This window comes from Pseudomonas sp. D(2018) (genome assembly GCF_005502555.1).
GTDB lineage: Bacteria > Pseudomonadota > Gammaproteobacteria > Pseudomonadales > Pseudomonadaceae > Metapseudomonas > Metapseudomonas resinovorans.
Map to the genome: position 1 here is coordinate 38,220 of NZ_SCOK01000009.1, position 14,898 is coordinate 53,117.

Annotated in this window: 16 protein-coding genes, 1 pseudogene and 1 riboswitch; of the genes and pseudogenes, 8 read left to right on the top strand and 9 right to left on the bottom strand. The window is 64.2% G+C overall.

Going from position 1 to position 14,898, the window contains the following annotated elements; all coding sequences use genetic code 11:
* Window positions 1–79: 79 nt before the first annotated feature.
* Window positions 80–364 (top strand): hypothetical protein, encoded by a 285-nt coding sequence (locus tag FFS60_RS08595; protein ID WP_028629945.1) that lies wholly within the window; start codon window positions 80–82, stop codon window positions 362–364.
* Window positions 365–426: 62 nt separating this feature from the next.
* Here FFS60_RS08595 and FFS60_RS08600 read toward each other — a convergent pair whose 3' ends face one another.
* The gene (locus FFS60_RS08600; protein ID WP_137821725.1) at window positions 427–1,590 is read right to left on the bottom strand and encodes a 1-acyl-sn-glycerol-3-phosphate acyltransferase; all 1,164 of its coding nucleotides are present in this window, start codon (window positions 1,588–1,590) and stop codon (window positions 427–429) included.
* A 105-nt stretch (window positions 1,591–1,695) separates the two neighbouring features.
* On the opposite strand from FFS60_RS08600, the gene FFS60_RS08605 reads away from it, so the two are divergent.
* The 3 genes from FFS60_RS08605 to FFS60_RS08615 are packed head-to-tail and all read left to right on the top strand — an operon-like array spanning window position 1,696 to window position 2,777.
* Window positions 1,696–1,878, top strand: coding sequence for a CPXCG motif-containing cysteine-rich protein (locus FFS60_RS08605; RefSeq protein WP_028629947.1), 183 nt, complete (start codon window positions 1,696–1,698; stop codon window positions 1,876–1,878).
* Window positions 1,878–2,138, top strand: coding sequence for a DUF2007 domain-containing protein (locus FFS60_RS08610; protein ID WP_028629948.1), 261 nt, complete (start codon window positions 1,878–1,880; stop codon window positions 2,136–2,138). Before FFS60_RS08605 ends, FFS60_RS08610 begins: the two co-directional genes overlap by 1 nt.
* A 24-nt stretch (window positions 2,139–2,162) precedes the next feature.
* Entirely contained in the window at window positions 2,163–2,777 is a 615-nt protein-coding gene (locus tag FFS60_RS08615) for an SOS response-associated peptidase (protein ID WP_028629949.1), read from the top strand.
* Between the two features lie 49 nt (window positions 2,778–2,826).
* On the opposite strand, the gene FFS60_RS29410 is transcribed toward FFS60_RS08615, so the two are convergent.
* The gene (locus FFS60_RS29410; protein WP_371926399.1) at window positions 2,827–3,669 is read right to left on the bottom strand and encodes a methyl-accepting chemotaxis protein; all 843 of its coding nucleotides are present in this window, start codon (window positions 3,667–3,669) and stop codon (window positions 2,827–2,829) included.
* A gap of 15 nt (window positions 3,670–3,684) precedes the next feature.
* Window positions 3,685–4,965: pseudogene (locus tag FFS60_RS29415) on the bottom strand (HAMP domain-containing protein); the annotation flags it as partial.
* Window positions 4,966–5,141: 176 nt separating this feature from the next.
* On the opposite strand from FFS60_RS29415, the gene FFS60_RS08625 reads away from it, so the two are divergent.
* Together FFS60_RS08625 and FFS60_RS08630 are read left to right on the top strand one after the other, a co-directional pair.
* Window positions 5,142–5,960: a M48 family metallopeptidase gene (locus tag FFS60_RS08625; protein WP_137821727.1), complete on the top strand. Its 819-nt coding sequence runs from the start codon at window positions 5,142–5,144 to the stop codon at window positions 5,958–5,960.
* 113 nt (window positions 5,961–6,073) lie between these two features.
* A complete protein-coding gene (locus tag FFS60_RS08630) occupies window positions 6,074–7,057 on the top strand; it encodes an NAD-dependent epimerase/dehydratase family protein (RefSeq protein WP_137821728.1) in 984 nt (327 codons plus the stop codon).
* Here FFS60_RS08630 and FFS60_RS08635 read toward each other — a convergent pair whose 3' ends face one another.
* The 5 genes from FFS60_RS08635 to FFS60_RS08655 form a co-directional block, all read right to left on the bottom strand.
* The gene (locus tag FFS60_RS08635; RefSeq protein WP_028629953.1) at window positions 7,058–7,501 is read right to left on the bottom strand and encodes a ketosteroid isomerase-related protein; all 444 of its coding nucleotides are present in this window, start codon (window positions 7,499–7,501) and stop codon (window positions 7,058–7,060) included.
* Between the two features lie 164 nt (window positions 7,502–7,665).
* Window positions 7,666–8,247 (bottom strand): TMEM165/GDT1 family protein, encoded by a 582-nt coding sequence (locus tag FFS60_RS08640; protein WP_137821781.1) that lies wholly within the window; start codon window positions 8,245–8,247, stop codon window positions 7,666–7,668.
* Between the two features lie 31 nt (window positions 8,248–8,278).
* Window positions 8,279–8,461, bottom strand: a riboswitch (yybP-ykoY riboswitch).
* 48 nt (window positions 8,462–8,509) lie between these two features.
* On the bottom strand, window positions 8,510–9,985 hold the full coding sequence (locus FFS60_RS08645; RefSeq protein WP_371926391.1) for an amino acid permease: 1,476 nt from the start codon (window positions 9,983–9,985) through the stop codon (window positions 8,510–8,512).
* 90 nt (window positions 9,986–10,075) lie between these two features.
* A complete protein-coding gene (locus tag FFS60_RS08650; RefSeq protein ID WP_137821729.1) occupies window positions 10,076–11,074 on the bottom strand; it encodes a class I SAM-dependent methyltransferase in 999 nt (332 codons plus the stop codon).
* A 52-nt stretch (window positions 11,075–11,126) separates the two neighbouring features.
* Window positions 11,127–12,089: a 2-hydroxyacid dehydrogenase gene (locus tag FFS60_RS08655; protein WP_137821730.1), complete on the bottom strand. Its 963-nt coding sequence runs from the start codon at window positions 12,087–12,089 to the stop codon at window positions 11,127–11,129.
* 82 nt (window positions 12,090–12,171) lie between these two features.
* Between FFS60_RS08655 and FFS60_RS08660 the strand changes: the two genes are divergently transcribed.
* Entirely contained in the window at window positions 12,172–12,801 is a 630-nt protein-coding gene (locus FFS60_RS08660; RefSeq protein WP_028629958.1) for a LysE family translocator, read from the top strand.
* A gap of 50 nt (window positions 12,802–12,851) precedes the next feature.
* Here FFS60_RS08660 and FFS60_RS08665 read toward each other — a convergent pair whose 3' ends face one another.
* On the bottom strand, window positions 12,852–13,631 hold the full coding sequence (locus FFS60_RS08665; protein ID WP_137821731.1) for a helix-turn-helix domain-containing protein: 780 nt from the start codon (window positions 13,629–13,631) through the stop codon (window positions 12,852–12,854).
* An 83-nt stretch (window positions 13,632–13,714) separates the two neighbouring features.
* Between FFS60_RS08665 and FFS60_RS08670 the strand changes: the two genes are divergently transcribed.
* The gene (locus tag FFS60_RS08670) at window positions 13,715–14,893 is read left to right on the top strand and encodes an MFS transporter (RefSeq protein ID WP_137821732.1); all 1,179 of its coding nucleotides are present in this window, start codon (window positions 13,715–13,717) and stop codon (window positions 14,891–14,893) included.
* The last annotated feature ends 5 nt before the right edge of the window (window positions 14,894–14,898 follow it).

A 14,898-nucleotide genomic window follows, 5' to 3' on the forward strand; every position in this document is an offset into this window, starting at 1 on the left:
AAGCCGCCTGGTCTAGGGCGGACATTTCCTTGTCTTGCAGGTTGCGTGCACGGTCGCACCGCCTGAAGCGGAGTTGAAGATGTCGCTGCAGGCGCTTTGGGCCATGTTCCTGGCCCACCCCGCACAGGTTGTGAATGGCCTGGCTTTGTTCTTTGCATCTGCCGGCGCCTGGGTGTTGCTGGCTACCCGTCTGCGCGAGCAGCGTTCCATTGCCCGTCTGGCTGCCGAGAGCGATCTGGAAGAGATGGAAACCACCGACGTGCAGGATGAGTCTGCTCGGCGCCTCAATCGCTTCTTCTACAGTTTTGGCTATTTCAGCTTGGCAGTAGCCCTGGGCGTGTCTTGGGCCAGTACGCAACTCTGAGTGCACCAGCGCAAAACAAGAACGGCGACCCAAGGGTCGCCGTTTTGCGTTCTGGAGCCTGGTTAAAGCGGTAGACCTGCCTTGATCCGGTACTGATTGCGCACCGGGTTGGCGTACTGCTGGATCAGGTAGGGGCGTTGTTCTTCGGGGCAGGCGCCCAGGCGTTTCTGCCACTCGGCCTCGGCGCGAGCCAGTTCGTCGCCGCTGAACACTTCCGCTGCCGTCGGGACCTGCAGTTCCGGGTCGCGTTCGCCCCACAGGGCGTAGGCCAGGTAGTGCACCGGGAACAGGCGATATCCGCCGAGGATCTGTTTGTCGATTTCCTGGGCCAGTTGCTTGGCGTCTTCGCTGGCGCTGCCGATCTCGCTACCGAAGGCAATGTGCACCCGGCCCTTGTAGCCGGTGATGCCCAGGGCAATGCTGGTGTCGTCTTCGCCCGCAGCCTTGGCGTAGCTGCCCGTGCTGGCGCGGATCTGCAGTTCACGAGCCTTGGCCTGGTCGCAGGGGTCGTACTCGTAGCTGATGGATACCGGAATCAGGTGCAGGTCACGAATCACATTCGAGAAGGGCTCGTCCTTGCGACTCATGTGGAACATCTTGAGGATCGCCGAATCGGTGCGGTCATCACCGTCCTTGGCGCGACCCTCGGCCTGGGCGATCCAGATCGACTGTCCATCCTGGCGGATCGAGTGATTGATGTAGGCCGACAGCAGTTGGAAGGCTGCCAGCTTCTCGCGGCGTCCAGCCAGGTTGCGGTGCACGATGAAGCTCTTGTTCAGGCGCATCAGGTCGCTGACGTAGGGCTTCTGCAGCAGGTTGTCGCCGATGGCGATGCGGGGCGTCGGAAGGCCTGCGTGGTACACGGCGTAGTTGACGAAGGCCGGGTCCATGACGATGTCGCGGTGGTTGGCCAGGAACAGGTAGGCGGTGCCTGGCTTCAGGCGTTCCACGCCCGAGTAGGTCACGCCGTCGGTGGCGCGCTCGATGGTGTTATCCACATAGGGCTCGATGCGGTCCTGCAACGCGGCCACCGAATCGATGCTGGCGAACTCCCGACGTAGCCGATGAGCTATAACAGGCTTGAGGAGCCAGCCCAGCGGTCCCGCCAGTTTCGGGAAACGATAGCGGGTGAGGGTGCCGAGGAAGGCGTCATCGGCGAACAGGCGCGAGAGCACTGCCGGTACCTCGGCATCGTCATAGGGTCGGATGGCTTCAAATTCGCCCATTGGTCACTCTTGTTCTGGAATTGGCTGGGTAAAGGGGGGGAGGCCCGGGTGTTCGGGGCGTCAAATAGACCGGCGATTATACAGGCAAGTCACACGGGAGGCGGGATGCTGGAAACAGAGGACTACCAATGCCCTTACTGCGGCGAGCCAGCCGAAGCTGTGCTCGATCTCTCGGGTGGCGACCAGCAATACATCGAAGATTGCCCGGTGTGCTGCCGGCCCATCCTGTTCCTGCTCTGGACCGACGGCCAGGACTGGAGCCTGGAGGTTCGCCGGGAGGATGACTGATGCGGCGCATCTATGAGCCCAGGGACCTGATCGAAGCCGAACTGCTGCTGGGCATGCTCTCCAGTGAGGGCGTGGAGGCCCACCTGGCCGGTAGCCATCTGCTGGGGGGCATCGGGGAACTACCGATGTTCGGCTTGCTCGGCCTGCTGGTCGAGGACGACGACGCCGAACGCGCCAGCGGGTTGATCGCCGCGTACAATGCCGCGCAACCCCTGCCGGGCGAAGAGCCTGACAGCTATCCCGGCACGCTGCTCTGCTGATCCCCGACCTGAACAGGCTGCCCCATGTCTGGACGTTTCGCTCTGTTTCGCTGGACGCCTGCACTGGCGGCCCTTCCTGGTTTCCCCGCCGACCATCAACCGCACTGGAACCTGGCCCCCGGTGGCCGGGTATTGATGCTGCGTGAACTGGGTGACCAACGCCGCGCCGACATGGCCCGCTGGGGGTTGACTCCGGCCTGGCTCACCGACCTGTCGAAGACCCCCGCCCACGCCCGTGTCGAAACCCTGGCCGACCAGCCGATGTTCCGCGAAGCCTTCCGTTCGCGGCGCTGCCTGATCCTGGCCAATGGTTTCTACGAGTGGCGCGGTGTGCGCAAGCGGCCCTACTGGGTCAGCGCCGAAGGCGGAATCATGTACTTCGCCGCGCTGTGGGAGGCCTATCCGGTCGGTGGCATGGAATACCTCAGCCTGGCGATGGTCACCCAGCCCGTGGCCGACCTGCGTCGCCCGCTGGTGCTGGACGAGGAAGGCCAGCGGCTCTGGCTGGCCGCTGATTCGACGCCAATGCAGTTGCTCGAACTGCTGGCCAGGCCGGGGCCGCAGTTGCGCGAACGCCCACTGGCGAACCTGGTGAATGACCCGAAGCTGGACGGGCCGGAGTGCCTGACGCCGGCTTGAGGCGCCCTTTTCCTACGAAAAAGCCCCTCTTCGAGAGGGGCTTTTGGTTTTACACCCTGAACTGATTGATCAGCCGCCTTTGCTGCTCGGCCAGCTTGGTCAGTTCGGCGCTGGCCTGGGAGGCTTCGTCGGCACCGCCGGCGACCTCGTTGGCCACCTGGCCGATGTTGATCACGTTGCGGTTGATGTCTTCGGCCACTGCGCTCTGTTCCTCGGCCGCGCTGGCGATCTGGGTGTTCATGTCGTTGATCACCGATACCGCCTGGGTGATCGACTCCAGCGCATGGGCGGCCTCGTTGGCGTGCTGCACGCTGGTGTCGGTCTTCTCCTGGCTGTCCTGCATCACCTTCACCACTTCACGGGTGCCGTGCTGCAGTTGCTGGATCATCGTCTGGATTTCTTCGGTGGCCTGCTGGGTCTTTTGCGCCAGGTTGCGCACCTCGTCGGCAACCACAGCGAAGCCGCGGCCCTGCTCACCCGCACGCGCTGCCTCGATGGCCGCGTTCAGCGCCAGCAGGTTGGTCTGCTCGGCGATGCCACGGATGGCCACCAGGATGGCGTTGATGTTCTCGCTGTCCTTGGCCAGGTTCTGCACCACGCCCACGGCGCGGCCGATCTCGGTGGCCAGGGCGGAGATGGCTTCGGCGGTGCTGTGGACGATGCGCTTGCCGTGGTTGGCTGCCTGGTCGGCATGGCTGGCCGCTTCCGCCGCGTGGGTTGCATTGCGCGCCACATCCTGGGCGGTGGCGGTCATCTCATGGACGGCGGTGGCCACCAGCTCGATCTCCGCCAGTTGCTTCTGCACGCCCTGGTTGGTGCGGATGGCGATGTCGGCGGTGTGCTCGGACGAATCGCTGACCTTCTGCACCGAGGTCACCACCTGGCTGATCATCGATTGCAGCTTGCCGAGGAAGGTGTTGAAACCGCCCGCGATGGCGCCCATTTCATCGGCCCGGTTGTTGTGCAGGCGTTGGGTCAGGTCGCCGTCGCCCTTGGCGATATCGTCGAGCATGCCGACCATCTGGCGTAGCGGACGGGCGATGCCGTAGCCGACGAACCAGATCACCAGCAGGCCGAGACCGGCGATGAGCAGCCCCACCAGGGTCATGCCGAAGATATCGGCGTCGCGCTGGGCGGCGAGGTTGCCCTGCAACTGGGACAGTTCCTTCATCACTGCCTGCACCGGCAGTTGGATCAGCAGCACCCAGCGGGCGTCGGTGTCGCCGATGCCGAACGGCACCATCAGTTCGATGCGCTGGCTGGCCTGGTCGATGCGGTAGGACGGCTGATTGCCGGAGAACCCGCGCAGGCTGTCCATGGTGCTGGTGTCGAACACCTTGGCGGCTTCTTCACCCAGTTTGGCGCTGTCCCTGGAGTAGGCCACCAGGCGGTTGTTGCTGGCGATCAGGGCCATGTCGCCGGCACCGTCGTAAAGCTGCTGGTCGGCCTTGGTCAGCAGGTCCTGGATGAAATTCAGGGAGAAGTCGGCGCCACTGATGCCGCGGAATTCGCCCTTGATCATGATCGGCGCGGTAAAGGACGAAAGGATCATGATCTTGCCGCCCACGTCATAGGGTGCGGGGTCGATGGCGCAGGGTTTCTTGCGTTCTTTCGGGCAGAGGTAGTACTCGCCTTCGCGGACGCCCGTGTTGAGCATCTTCTCGCTTTCCATGAAACCAATGGCGTCCTGGCCCAGGCTGCCGTCTGCGTTGCGGAACCACCAAGGCAGGAAGCGGCCGGTACCGTCGTAGCCGTTGCCTTTCTGTCCCGCGTAGTTGGCATCGGCGCCGTCGATGGCATTGGGCTCCCAGCCGATGTAGCTACCGTTCAGCTTGGGATTGCGCTCCGTGGTCTGGCGCACCAGATTGTTGAGTTGCTCGCGGCTGATGCTCAACTTTGGATTGCCGGCCTCATCGGTTTCCCCCAGCAGGCTGTTGAGGTTGGCCATGTTCTTGGCGATGCCCAGCGGCAATTCCAGTTCGCGCTGAATCTGGCTGACCTGGGAACCGGCAAGGGCCACCAGCCGCTCGTTGATGACCTGTTCGAGCAGCGCCTGGGTTCGTTGCTGCACCAGTTCCTGGGTTTTCGCACCGGAAAACAGTGCGTAGAGCACCAGGGCGGCAACCACCGCCAGCACGCTGGCTCCTGCCAAGGCTGCGATGGAGAATTGAATGGACCTGAACTTCATGTGGGCTCCGGGGAAAAAAGGACTTCACCTTGCATCTGTATATCGGCCGCACTGTGAAATTTCCTAAATCGCCCATGCAGATAAAAGCGTCGTCGGCTTGTCTACATGCGACGCGGTTGCCGGGTTATCTGGTCGGCCGTAGCATTACCGACCTCGCAAAGAGATGGAGAGCCATCATGGCCAAGCTGTTTTATCTGTCCGGGCTGACCGCGGCCCTGCTCCTGGCAGGATGCCAGGCCGTCAACACCACGAGCGGCGGGGCAGTGGGCGTCGAGCGCAAGCAGTACATGTTCAGCATGCTGTCGAGTGCCGAGCTCAATCAGATGTACGCCCAGTCCTACCAGCAGACCCTGAGCGAGGCCTCGCAAAAGGGCGTGCTGGACAAGAACAGCACCGATGCCCGTCGTGTCGACGCGATTGCCAAGCGCCTGATCGCCCAGACGTCCGCGTTCCGTCCGGACGCCGCGCAATGGGCGTGGGAAGCCAACGTGATCGACAGCGACGAACTCAACGCCAACTGCGGTCCCGGTGGCAAGATCATCGTCTACAGCGGCTTGATCGATAAGCTCAAACTCACCGATGACGAACTGGCAGCGGTGATGGGCCACGAGATCGCCCACGCCCTGCGCGAACACAGCCGTGAAGCCATGTCCAAGGCCTATGGCGTGCAAATGGCCAACCAGATCGGCTCGGTGCTGGGCGTCGGTCAGGCCGGCCTGGGCATGGCCAACGCAGGTGTCGACTACCTGATGACCCTGCCCAACAGCCGGTCCAACGAGAACGAGGCGGACTTGATCGGCCTGGAACTCGCCGCCCGTGCCGGCTACGACCCGAACGCCGCGATCACCCTCTGGCAGAAGATGGAGCAGGCCGGTGGTGGTGCGCCGCCGGAGTTCATGAGCACGCACCCGTCCTCCAGCTCGCGGATGTCGTCGCTGAAGGCGGCCATTCCGAAAGTGATGCCGCTGTACCAGCAGGCCAAGGGGCAACGCTGAGGAGGGCAAGGTGCCGGCCCAGCGGCTGGCATCCCGGCAACCCGCGTTCTAGACTGCTTGCCGCCACTTCGGACTCTCCGGGGTGGCGAATCTCCAACGGATGAGGAGCTGCAGTGAAAATCGCCGTACTTGGAGCAACCGGCTTGCTCGGCCATCACACGGCTCGGGCGGTGAAAGCCGCGGGGCACCAGCTGGTGCTGATACATCGGCCGTCGTCACGGATCGAGCGGCTGGCCTACCTGGAGCCCGAGTGCCGGTCCGCCGAACTGCTCGATCATGCCGGTCTCACTCGCACGCTCAGTGGCCTCGACGGTGTGATCTTCTGCGCCGCAGGCTACCCGAAGCGGCCGCGCCGCTGGCAGGAAGAGGTTGCCAGCGCCCTCGACGAGACCAACCACTTCTACGCCGCCTGCCTCGCTGCCCACGTGCCGCGCATTCTCTATACCGGCGCTGCCATTGCCCTGCCTCGCCATCCCGAAGGCCTGCCCGGTCACGAGGGGTTGTTCTATGAAGGCATGCCGCGCTGGAAGAACGCTTATCTGCTGAGCAAGTGGGCGCTGGATGAACAGGCCCGTGAACAGGCCCGTAGCGGCCTGCCGGTGATCATCGGAATTCCTGGTATGTGCCTCGGCGAGTTCGATGCCGTCCCCAGTACCGGGCGCCTCATCACCGCCATGGCCCAAGGTTGGATGACCCACTATGTACCCGGCCGGCGCAACGTGTTGGATGCCGCCGATGCCGGGCGCGGCCTGCTGCTGGCGCTGGAGAAGGGGCGGGTGGGCGAGCGTTACCTGCTGGCCGGACAGAACATCGAGATGGCCGAACTGACTGAGCGTATCGCCAACCTGCTTGGCGTGCAGCCGCCGCAACCGATGCCGCTGGCGTTGGCCAAGGGCATGGCGGCGCTCGGCAGGATGCGTTACCGGCTCTCAGGCGAGTTGCCGAAGCTGGATGATACGGCCATCGCGGTGATGGCCGGCGGGCAGTTCCTGGATGGCAGCAAGGCCCAGCACGAACTGGGCTTCGTTGCCGAGACGCCGCTGGAGGTCACCCTGGAACGCACCATTGGCTGGTTCCGGGCCAACGGCTATCTGTGATCAGGGCAGGGCTTTCTCGGCCAGGGGCTGGGTCGAGAGGCCGAGCTGGGCGCGGAAGCTTTCCATGTCGAACATGGTGCAGATCTCCTGTACCTCACCCAGGCTATTGAGGGTCCAGAAGGCCATGGCCGAGATGCTGAGAATCCTGTCGCTGGGTGGATAGCCCAGGGCAGGCTTCTGGATGCTGCCGATCAGCGTGCACCAGGTCACCACCTTGTTGCCTTCGGCTATGCATTCCTCCACCACCACTTCCAGGTCGGGCATGGCATCGCGGATGTTCGCGACCATCTGGCTGTAGGCGGCGCTGTTGAGGGGCCGGCCAATGAAGGAGCTCTTGTAGAGGAAGTCCTTGCTCTGCAACTGCTCGGCCAGCGCCAGGCGGCCTTTGTTCCACGACAGCTCGATGTGCTGGCGAACCAGCCTTTTCATATCGTCCAGTGACACGATGCGCTCCCCTGCGCCTTGATCCAGCGCGTCACTTTACCAGTACGCTCGTTCCAGCCATTGGCCGAAACGCCGCCGGTTGGAGGCAACTTCGTAGGATGTGGCCGGCGGCGCTCCGCTTGAGCGTCGCTCAACCTATCCTACGAAAGGCTGTGCGGGGCCGGTCAGATCATTCCGCTGAGCTTCAGCGCTTCGTATATGGCGTAGACGGCCAGGGCGGCGAAGGCGACGGCGGCCAGGCGGCGGATCAGCGTCAGCGGCAGGCGATCAGCCGCGAAGTTACCGGCCAGCACCACCGGGACGTTGGCAATCAGCATGCCGAGGGTGGTGCCCAGGACCACCATCACGAAATGCGGGTACTGCGCTGCCAGCATCACAGTGGCGACCTGGGTCTTGTCGCCCATTTCGGCGAGGAAGAAGGCGATCAGGGTGGTGACGAACGGGCCGTACTTCTTCAGCCCGGATTCTTCGTCGTCATCCAGCTTGTCCGGTACCAGGGTCCAGAGGGCGACGGCGGCGAAAGAGGCGGCAAGAATCCAGCTCAGGGTGGCGGCGGAGAAGAAGCTGGCGACCCACGAACCCACCGCACCGGCGGCGAAATGGTTGGCCAGGGTAGCGGCGACGATGCCCCAGATGATCGGCCAAGGCTTGCGGAAGCGAGCGGCGAGCAGAAGTGCGAGCAACTGAGTCTTGTCACCGATTTCGGCGAGGGCAACGATCAGGGTCGGGACGAAGAGGGATTCCAGCATCAGGGTTCCTACGGGGGCGGGTCGACTAATCACCATGACACACGCAATCTGCCCACCCCGGGTCAGGTTGTATGTGTCATAGGTCTTGTCAAACCGCGGGCCTGTCTATGCAGGCTCTGGGTCGCATGCGCCATGGTCTGTGGACCAAGTGTGTTGACGCATGCCATGCGAGCAGGGCGCTCGCGGGAGACTACTCCCCTAGGACGGGGCGCATTTTGCACAAGCCGGGTCGCCCCGGCAAGCGCGAATTGCCGGTCGGTCAGTTGTCGCCGCCGCGCACATCCATCTCCGCGTAGTTCACCAGGCGGCTGCCCTTCTTCAGGCGGTAACCCAGCCAAATGGCGAGGAACAGCGGAAGGCTGATGTAGGTGGCCGCAAGGCCCGCCCAGTCGATGCGATCACCGAAGAACGCCTGGTAGTTCTGCCCCAGGGTGATTGCCAGGCACAGGATGAAGGCGAACAGCGGGCCGAAGGGAAACAGCTTGGCGCGGTAGGGCAGGTCTTCCAGGCGACCGCCCTGGGACAGGTAGCCCTTGCGAAAGCGGTAGTGGGAGATGGCGATGCCCAGCCAGGCGATGAAGCCACACATGCCCGAGGTGTTCAGCAGCCAGGTGTAGAGGGTGCTGTCGCCGACGATCGAGGTGAAGAAACACAGCGCGCCGACCAGGGTAGTGGCGTAGAGGGCGTTGCGCGGCACGCCGCTGGCGGACAGGCGAGAGAAGAGCCTCGGTGCCTTGCCCTGCAGCGCCAGGTTGTAAAGCATGCGGCTGGACGCGTACATGCCCGAGTTGCCGGCCGAGAGGATGGCGGTAAGGATCACCGCGTTCATCACGCTCGCCGCGGCAGCGAAACCGGCGCGCTCGAAGAGCAGGGTGAAGGGTGAAACGCTGATGTCGCTGGCGTCGTTCTTCAGCAGGTTCGGCTCGGTGTAGGGGATCAGCATGCCGATCACGAAGATGGCCAGGATGTAGAACATCAGGATTCGCCAGAACACCTGGCGGATGGCGATGGGGATGTTCTTCTTCGGGTTCTCCGATTCGCCCGCGGCAATGCCGATCAACTCGGTGCCCTGGAACGAGAAGCCGGCGATCATCGCGACGCCGACCATGGCCTGCAGGCCGCCGACGAAGGGGGCGTCACCCAGGGTGAAGTTGCTGAAGCCAGGCGACTCGATACCGCCCATGATGCCGAAGATGGTGGCCAGGCCAATGCCGATGAACACCACCACCGTCACGACCTTGATCAGGGCGAACCAGAACTCGCTTTCGCCGAAGCCCTTCACCGAGATCACGTTGAGCAGGAACATCAGGCCGAGGAACAGGGCGCTCCAGTAGATGCCGGGCACGTCCGGCAGCCAGAAACTCATGATCAGCTGCGCCGCTACCAGTTCAGCGGCAATGGTCACCGCCCAGTTGTACCAATAGTTCCAACCCAGGGCGAAACCGAAGCCATCGTCGACGAAGCGGCTGCCATAAGTGCTGAACGAGCCGGAAACCGGGATGTGCGCGGCCATCTCGCCCAGGCTGGTCATCAGGAAGTAGACCATCAGGCCAATCAGCGCGTAGGCCAGCAATGCGCCGCCCGGTCCGGCAGTGGCTACGGTGGCGCCGGACGCGACGAACAGGCCAGTACCGATGGAGCCGCCGATGGCGATCATGTTCAGGTGGCGGGGTTTGAGGGAGCGATGCAGCCCATCCTTGGGTGGAGTGGCGATAGCAGTGTTCAAATTGGTCACAAAGATCTCCAGATCCCCCGGCCGAGACCGGGGGAGAGGGCGGCTATTGGATGCCGCTTGAGCAAGGGTATTGAGGCGGTGCCCGCCAGGTCAGACCCGGCGGGAACGGTAAATGCGGAAGCCATCCCCTTCGGCGAGGGGCTGGCAGGGGCCGAGATGGTACTCGATAAGCGGCGGGTATTTGAGGAAGCTGTTGGCCACGATGCGCAGTTCGCCACCTGGCAGCAGGTGATCCCTGGCCTCGCGCAGCAAGTCTTCGCTGGCCTGGTAATCGGTATGCACACCCTGGTGGAAGGGCGGGTTGCTGATGATTGCCGCCAGGCCTTCGGGCGCGCCATGGATACCGTCTGCAGCGATCACGTCGCCCTCCAGACCATTGGCGGCCAGGGTCAGGCGGCTGCTGGCGACCGCGAAGGCATCCACGTCCAATAGGGTCAGCTGGCTCTGTGGATAACGGCGCTTGAGTACCGCGCCGAGCACCCCGGCACCGCAACCGAAGTCCAGCAGATGGCCGCTGGGCAGACCATCCAGTTGCTGCAGGAGCAGGGCGCTGCCGCGGTCCAGTCGGCCATGGCTGAACACGCCAGGCAGGCTCACTACTTCCAGCGGGCCGTCAGTCAGGTCCAGGCGATAGCGCTGGGCCAGGGCTTCCAGGTCGGGGGCGGCGGGCGCCTGGTCGATGTTTACCTGCCAGAGCTGGCAGTGGCGTGCGCTGTCCAGCTTGCGCGGCTTGCCGAGGGTGGCCAATTGTTTGGCGGCGCGTTCGATGCCGCCGCGCTTCTCGCCGACGAGGAACAGTTCGCCACCGGGCAGGCGCGCGGCGAGCGCAGCCAGCAGGTAGTCGGTGAGCTCGCGGGATTTGGGCAGGAATAGCACGGCCGCGGCAAAGGGCACGTCCGGCGGTGTGGTGCCGAACTGGCTACGCCCGGCGAAGCGGGCTTCCAGGGCTGCCTGTTCACCGGCGTGCCAGCTCCAGCCGCTGGCCTGCGGCAAGGTGCCGAGCAGGTCATCCGCCGGCAGCCCGGCCAGCAGCACCGGGCGTTGGAACAGTTCCGCCTGCCTGAGCAGGACTTCGCTGCGAGGGTCCATCTGAAGAAAGATCCTGATAAAAGCAGCGAATTTTATCAGGAACTTGTAGGAACTAGCTTACGACTCTGACGGGCGAATCCTTCAGCCAGGCGACGCCGTTGTCGGCGAGTTGCTGCACGATGCGCTGGCGGGCCTCGCGGCTGCCCCAGGCGTTGTGCGGCGTGACGATCAGGCGCGGGATGTCGGCGGCCAGCAATGGGTTGCCGTCGCGCGGCGGCTCCTGAGTCAGTACGTCGGTGGCGGCACCGCCCAGATGGCCGCTGCGCAGGGCGCTGGCCAGGGCCGCTTCGTTCACCAGGCCGCCACGGGCAGTGTTCACCAGCAAGGCACCCGGTTTCATCAGGGCCAGTTCGGCGGTGCCGATCATGTCGCGGGTCTGTTCATTGAGCGGGCAGTGCAGGGTCAGTGCATCCACCTGGGGCAACAGCTCACTCAGCGGCAGGCGGTCGGCGCGGGGAGGGCGCCCGGGCAGTTGGCCGAGCAGCACGCGCATGCCAAAGGCTTCGGCCAGGCGCGCCACTGCACCACCCAGCTCACCGTGGCCGAGCAGGCCCAGGGTCTTGCCCTCCAGTTCCATGATGGGAAAGTCCAGCAGGCAGAACTGGCTGGCTTGCTGCCAGCGGCCGGCGCGCACGGCGGCCTGGTAGTCCGGCAGGCTGGTGGCCAGCGCGAGCAACAGTGCCAGGGTGTGCTGGGCCACCGACGGCGTGCCGTAGCCCTGGCAGTTGCAGACGGTGATGCCATGCTTGCGAGCGGCTTCCAGATCGATGTTGTTGGTGCCGGTGGCGGCTACCAGGATCAGCTTGAGGTCCGGGGTCGCGGCCATGGTGGCGGCGTCGATGCGCACCTTGTTGCTGATGGCTACCTGGGCGCCACGCAAGCGCTCGGCAACCTCTTCGGCAGCGGACTGCGCATGCAGTTGCAGTTCGCCGAAGGCCAGCTGCAGCGGGGCCAGGTCGAGGTCGCCAAGATCGAGAGAAGCGTGGTCGAGGAATACGGCGCGGCTGCTGTTCATGCGGGGCTGTACCTTTTGCGAGTCCGTTGGAAGGCGTAAGGTTGCCAGCCTATCAAAGCTTGTTACATCCCTCGGAGGTCGCATGTACTGGACGGAATTCCTCACCGTCGCCCTGATTCACCTGCTGGCCGTGGCCAGTCCCGGTCCGGACTTCGCCATCGTGGTGCGCGAGAGCGTGGCCCATGGTCGCCGTGCGGGTACCTGGACGGCGTTGGGGGTGGGCATGGGCATCTTCGTGCATGTGGCCTATTCGCTGCTGGGCATCGGCCTGATCGTGTCGCAGTCGATCATGCTGTTCAACGCGTTGAAATGGGCGGCTGCCGCCTATCTGCTGTACATCGGCATCAAGGCCTTGCGGGCCAAACCTGCAGACCCGGTGGCAGCAGAAGCCTCCCTCATGGCCGGCGAGCGCAGCCCGCGCGGCGCCTTCGTCACAGGCTTCGTCACCAACGGCTTGAATCCGAAGGCGACCCTGTTCTTCCTGTCGCTATTCACCGTGGTCATCAATCCACATACGCCGCTGACGGTGCAGGCTGGCTATGGCGTCTACCTGGCGTGCGCCACTGCCGCCTGGTTCAGCCTGGTGGCACTGCTGTTCAGCCACCGCCGCGTGCGCGCAGGCTTTGCCCGCATGGGCCACTGGTTCGACCGGCTGATGGGCGCGGTGCTGGTGGGGCTGGGGATCAAGCTGGCCTTTACTGAGCTGAAGTAAATCGTTGAGGGCGCGAACCTTCGGCTCGCTTGGCCCCTACAGGCAATGATTCATTCCGTCTCCAGCGTGGCCAGCAACCCCAGGCTGGCCACGTACTCCCTCGGGTTCTTCCCCAGCAGGCGCCGGAACATGGCGCTGAAGGCACGGCCGCTGCCGTAACCAAGGTCAACGGCCACTTTCTGCACGCTCTGTCCCGACAGCAAGCGGGGCAGGGCCTCCGTCAGCCGCAACTGCTGGCGCCAGTCGTTGAAGCTCATGCCCAGTTCGCGGGCGAACAGCCGGGCCAGGGTGCGGCTACTGGCGCCTACCTCCAGTCCCCAATCTTCCAGTGTGCGGTCCTGCTCCGGCGCTTTCAGCAGTGCCAGACAGATGGCTCGCAGGCGTCGGTCCTCTGGCAATGGCAGGTGCAGGGGCATGTGCTCCAGGGCGGCGATTTCGTGGAGTAACAGCCGTTGCACCAGGGCCCTGTGCTCCTCGGCGTCCATCTCCTCCAGTTGAACGGCGCGCAGGATCAGTTCCCGCAGCAGCGGCGGGACCGCCAGCACGCAGCAGTCGTCGAGGGAGGCGGGAACGGCATCGGCGGCGATGAACAGGGTGCGCATCTGCACCTGTCCGGCCATGAATATCTGGTGCTCCACGCCCGGTGGAATCCACACCGCCTGGGTCGGAGGTATCACCCAGGCGCCGGCTGTCGTGACCAGGCGCATCAGGCCGCGTGCGGCGTAGAGGAATTGTGCTTCCTCGTGGCAGTGGCGTTCGACGTGGGCGCCGTCCTGATAGTCGCGGGCAACTGCGCTCAGGCGGTCGTGCTGGTGGAGTCTGATCAGCATGTCCGATTCGATGACTTCTGTGGCCGGTTGATTCTTAGTGGACAACCTAGCATGGCGCTTCCAACAACCAAACGTTCGCTGCCATGAATCGACCTCGAACCGTTATCCGCTTCATCAACGCCGCCCATGTGATTGACCACATGTTCATGCTCATCTTCCCCGCTGCCGTGCTTGGCATGGGGCGCGACTTCGGTCTTGCCTACGGCGAGCTGATCGGCCTATCGCTCGGCGGCTTCATCGCCTTCGGTGCGTGCTCACTACCCGCCGGCTGGCTGGGTGACCGCTGGAGCCGGCGCCACATGATGCTGGTGTTCTTCCTGGGGATCGGTGCCTCGGCCATCTTCACTGGCCTCTGCACCTCGATTCCGGCCCTGGTAGCGGGGCTTACCCTGGTCGGGGTGTTCGCTGCCATCTACCACCCGGTGGGTACGGCAATGCTGGTGGCCCATGCGGAGAATCGCGGGCGGGAAATCGGCATTAATGGCATGTGGGGCAATCTCGGGGTGGCCTTTGCCGCGCTGCTCACTGGCTATCTCACCGCGCAGTTCGGCTGGCGCGCAGCCTTCATCCTGCCTGGCGTCGTGGCAGTGCTGCTGGGCTTCTGGTTCGCCTGGTGCGTGCGCGAGGAAGCGCCCACCTCCGCGGCGGCCGGCGCCCAACGCGGAGGCCTCGCGGCTGGAGTATCGATGCCGCTCGTATTCGGCGTGCTGGCGTTGGTGACTGCGACCGGCGGTGTGGTGTTCAACGCCTCCACCGTGACCTATCCCAAGCTGTTCCAGGAGCGCCTGCATGACCTCTTCGTCGCACCGGAAACTCTCGGTCTGGTGGTCAGCCTGGCCTACGCCTTTGGCGCGGTGGCCCAGTTGCTGATCGGTCGGGTGATCGATCGTGTCAGCCTCAAGGTGCCCTTCGTGCTGCTGACCTTCTGCCAAGCGCCCTTGCTGCTGGCGATGGCCTGGGCCGACGGCTGGGTGGTGATCGCCCTGGGGGCGGCCTTCATGTTCGTAGTGTTCGGCCAGGTAACGGTGAACGACTCGATGGTTGCCAACTTCGTCGCACCTCGTTGGCAGGCGCGGGTCTTCGCGCTGCGCTACTTCGTTTCATTCGGTGCCAGCGCGGCGGCGATTCCGATGATCGCCTTCATTGAGCCGAGGCAGGGGCTTGTGGGGTTGTATCTGGTGCTGGTGGGGTTTGCGGTGCTGACATTCGCAGCGGCACTGGTGTTTCCGAGGACACCGGCGCATGTGGCGGTGGTGGCTTGAGGATA